The organism is Paraburkholderia sp. BR10872 (assembly GCF_040965835.1).
GTDB classification, from domain to species: Bacteria; Pseudomonadota; Gammaproteobacteria; order Burkholderiales; family Burkholderiaceae; genus Paraburkholderia; species Paraburkholderia nodosa_A.
The window spans coordinates 51,088-64,232 of the sequence record NZ_JBFRCN010000012.1 but is presented as its reverse complement, the minus strand read 5'-3'; the positions used below and the strand labels follow the sequence as shown (position 1 = coordinate 64,232).

9 protein-coding genes are annotated in these 13,145 nt (G+C 66.7%); 2 read left to right on the top strand and 7 right to left on the bottom strand.

What is annotated here, in order from left to right; translation table 11 throughout:
- Positions 1 to 34 precede the first annotated feature (34 nt).
- The 3 genes from AB4Y43_RS12350 to AB4Y43_RS12340 all read right to left on the bottom strand — a co-directional run bounded on the left by AB4Y43_RS12350 (position 35) and on the right by AB4Y43_RS12340 (position 3,060).
- Entirely contained in the window at positions 35 to 1,201 is a 1,167-nt protein-coding gene (locus AB4Y43_RS12350) for a tetratricopeptide repeat protein (RefSeq protein ID WP_342945803.1), read from the bottom strand.
- Between the two features lie 126 nt (positions 1,202 to 1,327).
- Positions 1,328 to 2,008: a PspA/IM30 family protein gene (locus tag AB4Y43_RS12345; RefSeq protein ID WP_069265671.1), complete on the bottom strand. Its 681-nt coding sequence runs from the start codon at positions 2,006 to 2,008 to the stop codon at positions 1,328 to 1,330.
- A gap of 398 nt (positions 2,009 to 2,406) precedes the next feature.
- Positions 2,407 to 3,060 carry a hypothetical protein gene (locus AB4Y43_RS12340; RefSeq protein ID WP_368683021.1) on the bottom strand — a complete coding sequence of 218 codons (654 nt, stop codon included), beginning with the start codon at positions 3,058 to 3,060 and terminating at the stop codon, positions 2,407 to 2,409.
- A gap of 140 nt (positions 3,061 to 3,200) precedes the next feature.
- Between AB4Y43_RS12340 and AB4Y43_RS12335 the strand changes: the two genes are divergently transcribed.
- On the top strand, positions 3,201 to 3,431 hold the full coding sequence (locus AB4Y43_RS12335) for a hypothetical protein (protein ID WP_342945801.1): 231 nt from the start codon (positions 3,201 to 3,203) through the stop codon (positions 3,429 to 3,431).
- 227 nt (positions 3,432 to 3,658) lie between these two features.
- On the top strand, positions 3,659 to 6,184 hold the full coding sequence (locus tag AB4Y43_RS12330) for a penicillin-binding protein 1A (RefSeq protein WP_342945800.1): 2,526 nt from the start codon (positions 3,659 to 3,661) through the stop codon (positions 6,182 to 6,184).
- 392 nt (positions 6,185 to 6,576) lie between these two features.
- On the opposite strand, the gene AB4Y43_RS12325 is transcribed toward AB4Y43_RS12330, so the two are convergent.
- From AB4Y43_RS12325 to AB4Y43_RS12310, 4 genes are all read right to left on the bottom strand, one after another.
- Entirely contained in the window at positions 6,577 to 7,197 is a 621-nt protein-coding gene (locus tag AB4Y43_RS12325; protein WP_342945799.1) for a 2-hydroxychromene-2-carboxylate isomerase, read from the bottom strand.
- Between the two features lie 84 nt (positions 7,198 to 7,281).
- A complete protein-coding gene (locus tag AB4Y43_RS12320) occupies positions 7,282 to 8,859 on the bottom strand; it encodes an efflux transporter outer membrane subunit (RefSeq protein WP_368727910.1) in 1,578 nt (525 codons plus the stop codon).
- Positions 8,856 to 12,011, bottom strand: coding sequence for an efflux RND transporter permease subunit (locus tag AB4Y43_RS12315; protein WP_368727909.1), 3,156 nt, complete (start codon positions 12,009 to 12,011; stop codon positions 8,856 to 8,858). Before AB4Y43_RS12315 ends, AB4Y43_RS12320 begins: the two co-directional genes overlap by 4 nt.
- A complete protein-coding gene (locus AB4Y43_RS12310) occupies positions 12,008 to 13,144 on the bottom strand; it encodes an efflux RND transporter periplasmic adaptor subunit (RefSeq protein WP_368727908.1) in 1,137 nt (378 codons plus the stop codon). Before AB4Y43_RS12310 ends, AB4Y43_RS12315 begins: the two co-directional genes overlap by 4 nt.
- Position 13,145: the final 1 nt, after the last annotated feature.

The window sequence follows — 13,145 nt, the reverse complement described above, 5'->3', positions numbered from 1 at the left end:
CTTTAGCGGCGTGCGCTGGGCAAGCCTCAGGCGTTCAGGAGTTGTTCCAGTCGTCCGAGCTGTCGTTGCTGCCCATATCGACACCGCCGCCGCCCGAGCCGTCGTCCCAGTCGTTCGAGCCCTGGCCGAAGTCGAGGCCGCCGCCGTTGTTGCCGTCGCGCTGAACCCTGCGGCCCTCGTCGTCGACATACACATCGCGCTCGATCACGCGGTCACGGCCATGATTCAGGGCTTCGCCGAGCAGCACGCCCGTGAGCAGGCCACCCATGCCGCCCATGCCACCGCCGCCTTGCTGCACGATGACCTGCGGCGGTTGCTGCGGCGGCGCAGGCGGATACTGCGGCTGACGTCCGAAGGCGGCGTCGGCTTCGCGCGCGTAGGGGGAGTTGCTGCCGTAGTCGGGCGCGGCAGGCTGCGCATTCGGATCGGCGCGGCCCTCGGCGCGCGCCTTGAGGCTCGCGAACTGGCGTTCGAGATCCTCGATCTCATACGGCGGTCGCGGATTCGCGCTGTTCGAAAGCGTTTCGACGAGGCTGCGCAACTGCGCTTCGAGTCCTTCGACTTCCTTTTCGAGCGCTTCGTGACCGGGCGCGGTCGAGAGCTTCACGTCGAGCTTGAGCGAGCGCACGCCGTTGAGCAACTCGGTGGCGCGCTTGAGCTGGTCGCGGCGGTCGTCGCCGGCCTTCGCGTCTTCGGTGGACTTCGCGCGACGCAGCGTCCAGCGCAGCACGAGCACAATGCCGACCAGCAAGATGGCGATACCAATCCACATGCCCATACCAGGACCTCGCTTCTGTGGCGCGGGCGCGGCCAACTGCTGCTGCGTGAACGGGTTGCCCGTGCTGTTCGTGTTGACACTGCCGGCGCGTGAAGCGTCGGAACGAATCTTCGCTTCGACCTGCGCGAAACGTTGCGGCTGGGTGAAGCGGATTTGCGGATCGAGCGACTTCGCCTGCTCGACCTGGGTGAGCGCGTCGCTGTAACGACCTTCGCGGTCGAGGACCTGGGCGTAGAGGTAGTGCGCGCGAGCGTTGTCCGGATGCGCCTGCAGGACTTCGGTCAGGCCGGAATCGGCGCGCTGCCAGTCACCCTGCGACATCGCGGATTCAATCTGCTGCACGCTCGGCAAGGCGAACGCAACGCCGCCCGTAAAGGCGAGCGACGCGACGGCGATACTGGCAGCGGCAAGAAACTTTTTCATGTTGCAGGCCGGGCGGATTGACGCCCGTCTCCATGGCATTCGATACGGGGATGCGGCGCTCTCGCGCGCCTGCCGATTGCCATCGGCCGCACGGATCGTGCCGCGCCGTATCCAGCACGCAGGCGCTTACTGTGCCGGCGTGTTCATCTGCTTCTTGAGCGCCTCGAGGCGCTCGTCTACCGACGGACCCTTGTTGAGCGCCGCGAGCTTGTCGTCGAGCGCCTTGCCGCTCGACTGGTCGGACGAATTCAGGCGGGCGTCCGAGCGCGCGTTCGAGAGCGCGACCTTTTCTTCCAGCTTCTGGAAATCGCCGTCGAGATTCTTGCCGCCGATGCCGCCCAGCGCCGTAGCCGCGACATCCTTCGCCTGGGCGATCTGCTGCTTCGCCTGCAGGATGTTCGAGCGCGCGTTCAGGTCGTTGCGGCGCTGGCGCATGTCGTCGATCTGCTGCTTCAGTTGATCGACCGACGGTTCGAGCTTCGCGAGTTCGCCCGCGAGCGCGTCGCGTTCGGCTTCCGCGGTTTGCTGCGCGCCGAGCGCTTCGCGTGCGAGCGCTTCGTCGCCCGATTGCAGCGCGCGCTTCGCGCCGTCTTCGTACTTCTTCGCCTTGTCGGCGGCCACGTCGCGCTTGCTTTGCTGCGTCGCGACCTGCGCCTGGATCTCGACGAGCGAGTTCTCCGCGCGGCCGATGCTGTCGTCGAGCTCACGCACGATCTGGCGCGCGTCGCGCGACGGATCCTGCACCGAGTCTGCGGCGTCGTTGAGCAGGCCCTTGACGGTGCGGGAGATGGAGTCGAAAAGCGACATGAATTCCTCCAGTGAAATGAGATCGGCCGTGGTGGGCCGAGGTGCGTGTTCGCGGTTTGGCCTCACGCGCCAGCCGGCCGGCAGAGGGCTGATCCATCTGCCAGCTTACGCCGCTTTGCGCCTGGCGCGCATGCACGGCGAAAATCGGGGCGAGTGCGGCAATTGCAATAGCGTGAAGCTGTTTTCTTGCACGCGTATGTTCATCAGGACGGGGCCTGGCTGCGCGGCGTGAAGCACCGCTGCAGGCCGGGCGCCGCCATCGATCGCGGATATTACACCACGGCCCGTCTTAAAAGGGACTTAAAGGAATCGGGCCTGCCCAGCGCTCGCGGCGCGTATGTAAGCGGGCGTTAAGCCGATTGTGACTCGTGTGTATGGCGGCGTGGATGCTGCGCGTGTCAGGCGTATTTGCCGCCTTCGGGCGCGGCGTCGTCGCTGCGGGCTTCGTCGCGTGGATCGCTCGCGTCGCGCCGGGAGCGGGCGAAGGGCGCCGAGCTCAGCGGCTGCAGCGGTTCGACGTCCAGCGATTGTGCGGCGGCCGTATCGAGCGCGGCGCTTTGCGCTGCAGCGGCCGCTTCGGCGCTCAGCCGGGCGACAGCCTGGGCGATTTCGCGCGCGGCATGGCTCACGTCCGCCTCGTCGGTGTGCGCGGCGGGCAGGGGTATGTTTGACGCTTGAAGCGTTGTCTCGTGGGCGTCGTCGTCGTGAAGGGCCGCGGCCGCTTCGCCAGCCTTTTGCGCGTCCGCGTTCGCGTCGCTCGCGCCGATGGCCGCCGCCGCGCCCACTGCTGGCCGGATCGCGCCGGCTCGACCCACACGCAGCGGTCTCGCTGCCTTTTGCAGCACCTGCGCGAGCGCGTCGGGCTGACGCGGCGCGTTCAGCCGGTCGACGATGCTCGCGGCCTTCACCTGATCGCTCGTCGCGCTGAACGCGATCACGGCGCGGCGCATGAGTTCGCTGAGGCTGATGCCGAGCTCGTCGGCGGTGGCGGAGATCGCGCGCTTTTGCGCGGGCGTAACGAAGACGACGATGCGTTCGCTGGGCTTGTTCATGATCGACGGGCCGTTGGGTCGGCTTCGTATGACGTCGGTTTGCCTGCCTGCGCAACAGCTTTTTGTAAGAATGGATGGGTGCTTGCCTGGGCGCGAACAGGGGCGTGTAGCAGATCTTTCATGATAAGACGAGTGCGCCGATGCGCAATGAGAAGGTGCGCGACCAGGAACAACCCTGCCTGCAAAAATCTGCCGTCAACAACCAGTCGATGCCTAATTTATCGCGCTACACGAGGGCGGTTACGAAACTTTTCGCGCATAAAACCATGATCGACGCAAGCGATCGCCTGGACGGCCAGAAATCGGGCAGGAAGTGTTTCCCAAGAAACTCTTACAAAAAAAGCGCGACCCGGCGTGCGCGATTTCTTTAGAATGCGCTGTTACATTTCGCGAATGGCGCCCGAACGGGCGGTATTCGCATGTGGCGTGCCATAGTGCGCGCCGCGCGGCCGGACGGGGGCGTTGCCGGTCGCGCCGCGTCGCCGGGATTGAGCCGGCGACGTCGTATGCCGCATTGGCGCCATGACGCCGTGGTCGAGATCCATGCGCGCGAGTTGCGCGCAGCCGGCGCGCGCGAGACGCGCCCATCATTCCAGTCATGCCTATCATCAAACGACCGCCTTCACCGCAGTACCCGAACGAAGATCGGGAACCCTCCTTCAACAACGGGCGCCAGCCGCCTCGCCGGCCTGAATCGGGCGGCGGGTCCGGCGGCAACGGGCCGCGCGACGGGAGCCCGAAGCGGCGCTCCATCGGCACCACGCTCGCGCTCTGGTTCGTCGGCCTGATCGGCACGCTCTGCGTGGTCGGTGCGCTGCTCGTGGGCTACGCGCTCGTCGTGATGGAGCCGCAACTGCCGTCGCTCGATGCGCTCACCAACTATCAGCCCAAGGTGCCGCTGCGCATCTATACCGCCGATCACGTGCTGATCGGCGAGTTCGGCGAAGAGCGACGTCAGCTCGTGCGTTTTCAGGATATTCCTGATATTCAGAAGAAGGCCGTGCTCGCCATCGAGGACTACCGGTTCTACGAGCACGGCGGCGTGGACTTCGTCGGCATCCTGCGCGCGGGCGTGGCCGACCTGATGCACGGCGGCGCCTCGCAGGGCGCGAGCACGATCACGATGCAGGTCGCGCGCAACTTCTTCCTGTCGAGCGAGAAGACCTACACGCGTAAGGTCTACGAGATGCTGCTCGCCTACAAGATCGAGCGCGCGCTCACGAAGGACCAGATTCTCGAGTTGTACATGAACCAGATTTATCTGGGTCAGCGCGCCTACGGTTTTTCGGCGGCGGCGCGCGTGTACTTCGGCAAGGACCTGAAGGACATCACGGTGGCCCAGGCGGCGATGCTCGCGGGCCTGCCGAAGGCGCCTTCGGCGTATAACCCGATCGTCAATCCGCACCGCGCGAAGATTCGCCAGGAGTACATCCTCAAGCGCATGCTCGACCTCGGCTACATCACGCAGGCGCAGTACGACGAAGCGATCAAGGAGCCGCTGCAGACGAAGACGGCCGGCACCGAGTACAACGTGCACGCCGAATACGTCGCCGAAATGGTGCGCCAGATGATGTACGCGCAGTACAAGGACGAGACGTACACGCGCGGCCTCACGGTGACGACGACGATCGATTCGGCCGACCAGGATGCCGCGTACGCGGCTGTGCGCAAGGGCGTGATGGACTACGAGCGCCGCCACGGCTATCGCGGACCGGAGGGCTTCGTGCAGTTGCCCGCGGACGGCGACGACCGCGAGCAGGCCATCGAAGACGCGCTCACCGATCACCCGGACAACGGCGACCTCGTTTCGGCAGTCGTGACCGACGCGGGCCCGAAGTCGGTGACGGCGCAACAGCTCGACGGCACCTCGGTGACGGTGACGGGCGAGGGCCTGCGCTTCGTCGCGGCCGCGCTCTCGCCGCGCGCCTCGCAGGCGCTGCGCATTCGCCCGGGCTCGATCGTGCGCCTGATGGAGGACGCGAAGGGCAACTGGCAGATCACGCAGCTGCCGCAGGTCGAAGGCGCGCTCGTCTCGCTCACGCCGCAGGACGGCGCGATCCGCGCGCTGATCGGCGGCTTCGACTTCAACAAGAACAAGTTCAATCACATCACGCAGGCGTGGCGTCAGCCGGGCTCGAGCTTCAAGCCGTTCATCTACTCGGCTTCGCTCGAAAAGGGCCTTGGGCCGGCGACGATCATCAACGACGCGCCGCTGTACTTCCCCCCCAGCACGCCGGGCGGCGACGCGTGGGAGCCGAAGGACGACGACCAGCCCGAAGGGCCGATGTCGATGCGCCTCGCGCTGCAGAAGTCGAAGAACCTCGTGTCGATCCGCATCCTCTCGTACATCGGCACGAAGTACGCGCAGGACTACGTGACGCAGCGCTTCGGCTTCGACGCGGACAAGACCCCGCCGTACCTGCCGATGGCGCTCGGCGCGGGCCTCGTCACGCCGCTGCAGTCGGCGGGCGCGTATAGCGTGTTCGCGAACGGCGGCTATCGCATCAACCCGTATCTGATCGCCGAAGTGGACGACGCGCGCGGCCAGCCGATCCTGCGCGCGCAGCCGTTGGTGGCGGGCCAGAATGCGCCGCAAACGCTTTCGCCGCGCAACGCATTCGTGATGAACAGCCTGCTGCACTCGGTGGCGACGGCGGGTACGGGCGCCGGCACCAACGTGCTCCATCGCAACGACCTGCAGGGCAAGACCGGTACGACCAACGACGCCAAGGACGGCTGGTTCGCGGGTTATCAGCGCACACTGGTCGCCGTGGCGTGGATGGGCTATGACCAGCCGAAGAGTCTCGGCAGCCGCGAATTCGGCGCGCAGCTCGCGTTGCCGATCTGGGTGGAGTACATGCAGCGTGCGCTGCGCGGCGTGCCGCAGGAAGAACCGGCGATGCCCGAGGGCCTCACGACGATCAACGACGAACTGTTCTTCTCGGACATGACGCCGGGTAACGGCTTCGTGGCGAGCATCGGTCTGGACTCGGCGAACCCGGCCGGTGCGGCGAGCGACGCGAGCGGCGCGACCGGCAGCATGGGGCCGGCCGGCATGACGCCGAACGTGACGACGACGGAGAAGAAGCAGATCATGGATCTGTTCGAATCGAACAAGCCTTGATGCTGATTTGATGAGTTCTGCCGGATAAACACGGCGCGTCGGCAACGGCGCGCCGTGTTTTGTTTGGTGAGCGGAATTTCCTTGTGGGCCAAGGAGTTGGTCGAGCTTTCCAGGGCTTTTCCACAGGGCTGTCAACGAAATCTGTGGGTAACTCTCGTGCCGACTTTTCCACAGTTTTTGTTGAAGCCCCTGTTCATAACCCTGGGATATCGAAGCTAACTGGCTGACGCCAAAGGCTTTGTTCACAGGCAGGCCGTATGAGGCATCGCGCCTCAAAACACATCGTCAGAACGCGGTCCGAAGGTTTGGCTGTGCGAACCGCGCGAATACGTGACGGCGTGAACAGGCAGGAATACGAACAGCTCCACGGTAGTGATGCGCAAAGAACAGGACTACGCAGTGTCCCGGTTCTGCGGCGCGCCGAGCGCCGCTTCGATGGCGTCTTGCAGCCGGTCGTTACCCCAGAACATCTCTTCGCCGACGAAAAACGTCGGTGCGCCGAAGATGCCGAGATCGCGAGCCGCCTGGGTGCGCTCGCGCAGGCGCAGCCGGTTCGCCTCGCTGCCGGCTTCCTCGATGAGCCGTTGTGCCGGCAATCCCAGAGCGGTGAGCATCTGTGCGACGGCTTCGGGCGAATCGACTTCGCGGTCGTCGCCATAGTTGCGCGTCATGACGGCGCGGCACCAGTCGGGCAGCCACGGCTCGTCGGCGGCGAGCACGGCGATGCGCGTCGCGAGCACGGTGCGGCGGGGAAACTCGATGGGTTGTTGCCACGGCAGTGCGTATTTGCGGCACTGCCGGCGCATGTCCTGCCACACATAGGCGCCTTTTTCCTTCTGCACGACGAAGGGCGGACCTTCCCAGCCGAGTGCGTCGAGAATGGGGCCGAGGAGGAAGGGCCGCCAGTAAACATCCACGCCATTTCGTTCGGCGAGCGCGGCGATGCGCATTACGCTGAGATAGCTGTAGTTGCTGGCGAGGTCGAACCAGAAGTCGAGCGATGGACGGGACATGCTGTCGTCTCCATGAAGCGGTTGCACCGAGGTGCGCGGCGCTTGCGATCATGGTACGCCGAGACGCCCGGACAATCGCGAGTGTTACTTGCCTTGTGCGGCGGCTCCAGCGTCCGATGCGGCAGCGGCCGTGTCCGTCCCGCGCCCGCCGCCGAGCGTCGCCGGGTTGACCGGCGGATTGCCCATCGCCTGGAAGAGGGCGGCCGTATCGGCAAGCCGGGTGCCGCGGTAGCGGATTTCGTCGAGCCGCGCGTTACGCCATTGCTGCTCGCTTTGGCGCACCGCGTACCACGGCACCGCGCCCAACCTGTAGCGCGCGTGGGTGTCCTCGTAGACGCCCTGGGCCGTGCGTGCCGAGGTACTGGCTGCGTCGAGCGCCTGGGCGTCGTGATCGAGCGCGGCGAGACGATCGGCGACATCCTGGAACGCCGTGAGCACCGTTTGCTTATAGGTGTCGTTGGCTGCCTCATAGGACTGCAACGCCGCACGCCGCTGCGCAACGAGTGCGCCGCCGTGGAAAATCGGCTGCGAAAGCGAAGCGCCGATCGCCCACAGCGCGCCCGCGCCGGAAGTCACCACCGGCCAGCTGAAGCCGCCCTGGCCGAGCGCCGCCGAAAGCGTGATGCTCGGGTACATTTGCGCGGTGGCGGCGCCGACGCCCGCCGCGGCCGCCTTGAGCGTGGCTTCGGCGGCTTCGATGTCGGGTCGGGTTCTCAGGAGTTCTGAAGGGATGACTACCGGTACCTGCGCGGGCAAGGTCAGGCTGGCGAGATCGAGGTCGGGCGGCGCCTGGTCGGGTGTGCGGCCGATCAGCACGGCGAGCGCATGGCGCTGTGCGACCCATTGCTGACGCAGCCCCGGCAGGCTCGCCGCGAGCGACGCCGCGCTCTGCTGCGCGCTGAGCAGATCGGTGCGCGAGGCCGAGCCGAGCGCGTAGCGCTTTTGCACGTCGTCGGCCTGCGCATTGGCGAGCGCGATCAGCTGTTCGGTCGTGTCGATCTGCGCATGCAGCGTTGCCGCGCCGAGCGCACTTGCCACGATGTTCGCCGCGAGCGCGCGCTGCGCGGCCTCGAACTGGAACGCCTGCACGTTCACGCGCGAGGCGAGCGCCGCGTTGTTCAGGCGGGTCGCGCCGAACACGTCGAAGGTGTAGCGAACGTCGATCAAGCCCGCAAAAATCGCGTATTGCAGCCGGTCGATGCCGAACTGTGGGATCGCGGGTTGCTGCTGGCGTTGCGCGATGCCGATGGCGTCGACGGTCGGCAGCAGCGAGCTGCCGATCTGGCCGCGCAACTGCTCGCGCGCCGCTTGCAGGTTGTGGTCGGCGGCGGCGAGGTTCGGGCTGTTGGCGAGGCCCTCGTTCACGAGCGCATCGAGCGCGTCGCAGCCGTAGAGCGTCCACCATTGCGGCACCGGTTCCGCGCCCGTCACGAACTGCTGCGCGACGCCCTGGGCGGCGACCGTCTGTGCCGGTTGCGCCTGCACACCGTAGTGCTCGGGCTGCGGCATGGCGGGCGGCTCACCGGTCGGTCCCATCGCGCAGCCGGCCAGCGCGAGCGCGGCGCATGCGGCGAGCAAGCCGGGCGCGTGCGGAAAACGTGTTGCGGGCGAACGCGCCGTTGCACGCGGGCCCGACGCCAATGTCGAAGAATCCGTCTTCATGATGCCTGTTCCGGCGTCTTGCCGGTCTCGTCAGTCTCGCTGCTGCGCACGCGGAACGCGGCCGCGTAAGCCGCGGGCAGGAAAAACAGCGTGAGCACGGTCGCAATCGTGATGCCGCCCATTAGCGCCGTCGCCATCGGCCCGAAGAAGTTCGAACGCAAGAGCGGGATGAGCGCGAGCACGGCGGCCGCGGCGGTCAGCATGATGGGCCGGAAGCGGCGCACCGTGGCGCCCACCACGGCGTCGAAGCGCTTGTGCCCGGCGCGGATGTCCGTTTCGATCTGGTCCACGAGGATCACCGAGTTGCGCATGATGATCCCGAACATGGCGATCACGCCCAGCATGGCCACGAAGCCGAACGGCTGCCCGAACAGGAGCAGGGCGATCACCACGCCGATCAGGCCGAGCGGCGCGGTCAGCACGACCATCAGCACGCGCGTGAGGCTTTGCAGCTGGATCATGAGCAGCGTGAGCACGGCAATGGCGAGCACCGGCAACTGCGCGAAGATGGATGCCTGGCCCTTCGCGCTTTCCTCGACGGAGCCGCCCACCTCGATGTGGTAGCCGGGCGGCAGCGCGCGCTTGATCGACTCCAGTTTGCCGTCGAGCGCATGCGTGACGTCGATGCCCTGTGCGCCCGCTCGCACGTCGGACTGCACGGTGATCGTCGGCTGCCGGTCGCGCGACCAGATCACGCCGTACTCTAGATCGTTGGCGAGATGCCCGAGCGCTCCGAGCGGCACCGGGCCGTTGGGCGTAGGCATGGCGAGCGTGAGCAGGCGGGCCGGATCGACGCGCTCGGCAGCGGGCGAGCGCAGATCGACGCTGATGAGCTTGTCGCGCTCGCGAAACTGCGTGACGGTATAGCCCGAATACGTCATCTGCAGGAAGTTGGCGATGTCCTGCGACGAGACATTGAGCGCGCGCGCCTTTTGCTGGTCGATCTGGAAGTGCAGCGAGCGTCCCGCCGGTTCGTCCCAGTCGAAACTGACGTTGTCGGTGCGCGAATCGGCGCGCATCGTCGCCGCCACCTTGTTCGCGATGTCGCGCACGGTCGGAATGTCGTCGCCGCTCACGCGGAACTGCACGGGGTAGCCGACCGGCGGCCCGTTCTCGAGCCGCGAGAGGCGCGTGCGGATGGCGGGGAACTTGTCGCGCAGCATCGGTTCGAGCCAGCTGGCGAGCTTTTCGCGATCTTCGACCGACTTCGTCGTGATCACGAACTGCGCAAAATTGGGCTGCTGCAACTGCTGATCGAGAGGCAGATAGAAACGCGGCGCGCCGGTGCCGACGAAATCGATGAAATGGTCGATCTCGGGGCGGCCCTTGATCGCCGCTTCGAGGCGCTTCGTCTGGCGCAGCGTCGCATCGATCGAGGCGCTTTCGGGCAGGCGCACGTCCACGAGCAACTCGGGCCGGTCGGAACTCGGGAAGAATTGCTGCGGCACGAGCTTGAAGCACGCGAGCGCGGCCACGAACAGCGCGATGGTCAGCACGAGCACGATGGCATGGCGCTCGATGCACCAGCCGATCCAGCCACGCAGCCGCCGATAGAAACGCGTGTCGTAGATCTCGTGCTCGTGATCGTCGCCATGGGCGGCGTGCGCCGCATCCGGATCGGGCTTGCGCTCCGGCAACAGCCGGTAGCCCAGCAGCGGAATCAACACGACGGCCGCGAACCACGAGGCGATCAGCGCGATGGCGGAGACCTGGAAGATCGAGCGCGTGTACTCGCCGGTGCTCGACCTCGCGAGCACGATGGGCAGGAAGCCCGAAACGGTGACGAGCGTGCCGGTCAGCATCGGGAACGCGGTGCTGGTGTAGGCGAATGCAGCGGCGCGCGTGCGGTTCCAGCCCTGTGCGAGCTTCACCGCCATCATCTCGACGGAAATGATGGCGTCGTCCACGAGCAGGCCGAGCGCGAGCACGAGGGTGCCGAGCGACACCTTGTGCAGACCGATGCCGAAGAGGTACATCGCGAGCGAGGTGACGGCGAGCACGATCGGAATGGTGATGACCACCACCATGCCCGTGCGCACGCCCAGCGAAACGAGGCTCACGAGCAGCACGATGCCCACGGCCTCGGCCACGGCTTCGACGAAGTCGTCCACCGAGCGCGAGACCGCATCGGGCATGCTCGACACCTCCACGAGCCTCAGGCCCGCGGGAAGTTGCGCGCGCAACTGCTCGACGCGCGCATCGAGCGCCTTGCCGAGACGGATCACGTCGCCGCCCGGCTGCATCGTGAGGCCGATACCGAGCACGGCCTGGTTCTGGAAGCGCATCTGCGTGGCGAGCGGCTCGTCGTAGCCGCGCCGGATCGTCGCGATGTCGCCGAGGCGAAACGTGCGGTCGTTCACGCGGATCAGTGTATCGGCGAGCGCCTCGAGGTCCTCGTACTGGCCGCTCGGGCGCACGAACACGCGGTCGTCGGCGGTCGTGAGCGTACCTGCGGCGGAGACGCTGTTCTGCGCGCCGATCACCTGGCCGAGTTGCGTGGGCGAAATGCCGAGGCGTGTGAGCTGCGTGTTCGGAATTTCGATGTAGATGCGCTGCTGCGGATCGCCGAAATAATCGACCTTGCCGACGTCGGGCACGCGCAGCAGCTGCTCGCGCAGCTTGTCCGCGTAGTCGTGCAGTTGCGCGGGCGAAAAGCCGTCGCCCTCCAGTGCGTAGATGTTGGTGTAGACGTCGCCGAACTCGTCGTTGAAGAACGGCCCTTGCACGCCCTGGGGCAGCGTGTACGCGATGTCGCCGACCTTCTTGCGCACCTGGTACCAGGTCTCACGCACTTCGCTCACGGGCGCGGAGTCCTTCATCGTGAAGAACACGAGCGATTCGCCGGGCCGCGAATAGCTGCGCAGAAAGTCGATATACGGCGTTTCCTGCAGCTTGCGGCCGATGCGGGTCGTCACCTGATCCTCGACCTGGCGCGCGCTCGCGCCGGGCCAGAAGGTCTGGATGACCATCACGCGGAACGTGAAGGGCGGGTCTTCCGATTGCGCAAGACGCGTATAGGCGAGCGCGCCAAAGATCGTTGCGAGCGCAACGAGAAAGGTGACGAGTGCCCGATGCCGCAGCGCCCACGCCGACAGGTTGAAGCGGCCCTCTTCGTGATCGGCGCCGGGGCCCGAGTCCGTCGTCTGGCTCATGACGCGAGGTCCTCGGGATGCAGCGGCGCCACCGGCCGTACCTGCTCGCCCGCGTGGACGGTATGGACGCCTTGCAGCACGATGCGTTCGCCGTCCTGCAATCCGCCCGCCACGGTGATCGTGCGCGCGTCGTAGCGCGCGATGTTCACGCGCCGCAATTGCAGCACGTTGTCGGGCGCGTGGACGACCCAGATGGCGGGCGCTGCGCCGTCGTGGAAGAGCGCGGTGGCCGGCACGGTAAACGCGGCCGGCGCGTTGGCCTCGCTCGGTGCCGCGAACGCCACGTTGGCGGTCATGCCGAGACGCACGTCGGCATCGGGACGTTCTAGCGTGAGCCTCGCGCGCCACGTGCGGCTTTGCGGGTCCGCCGCGGCGGCGAGTTCGCGCAGGCGCGCCATGTAGTGGCGACCGGGCAGGGCGCCGAGCGTGACCTGCGCGGTGTCGCCGGTGTGCAGCGCGGCCACGGCGCGCTCTGGCAGGTCGCATACCACGTCGACGTCGCCGCTCCATGCGAGCTGGTAGACGGCCTGGCCGGCCTGCACGTTCTGGCCGGTGTCGGCGTTTTCGGCGGTGATGACGCCCGCGTGGTCCGCTACGATCTGTGTGTAGCGCAACTGGTTCTTTGCCAGCGCGAGCTGCTGCTGCGCCTGATCGCGCTGGGCCGCGGCCGAGGCGTAGGCATCCTGCGTCTGTTCGAGCTGCGCGCGGGCGATGAGATTGGCCGCCGACTGGGCGGTATCGCGATCGAGCTGCTGCTTCGCGAAGACGAGGCGATGCTGCGCGGCGTCGAACTGGGCCTGCGCGCTGGCCGCGTTCTTTTCGAAGTCTGCAGGATCGAGCCGCGCGAGGGTCTGGCCGGGCTTGACGCTGTCGCCCAGGCGCACGCTGCGCTCGATGATCTTGCCGTTCACGCGAAACGAAAGCGGCGTGGCGTTGCGCGCCTCGATATCGCCTGGATAGACGGGGCTCACGCCGCCGCCGTCGGGGTGCACGGTCATCGAGACGACCGGGCGCGGCTGCGGCGGGGCTTCCTTTTCCTTGCCGCAGGCAGCCAGCGCGGCCACACCGAGCACGAGAAACACATTCGCGGCATGCCGCCACGGTGCACTGAACTTACCGGTACCACTGCGCATT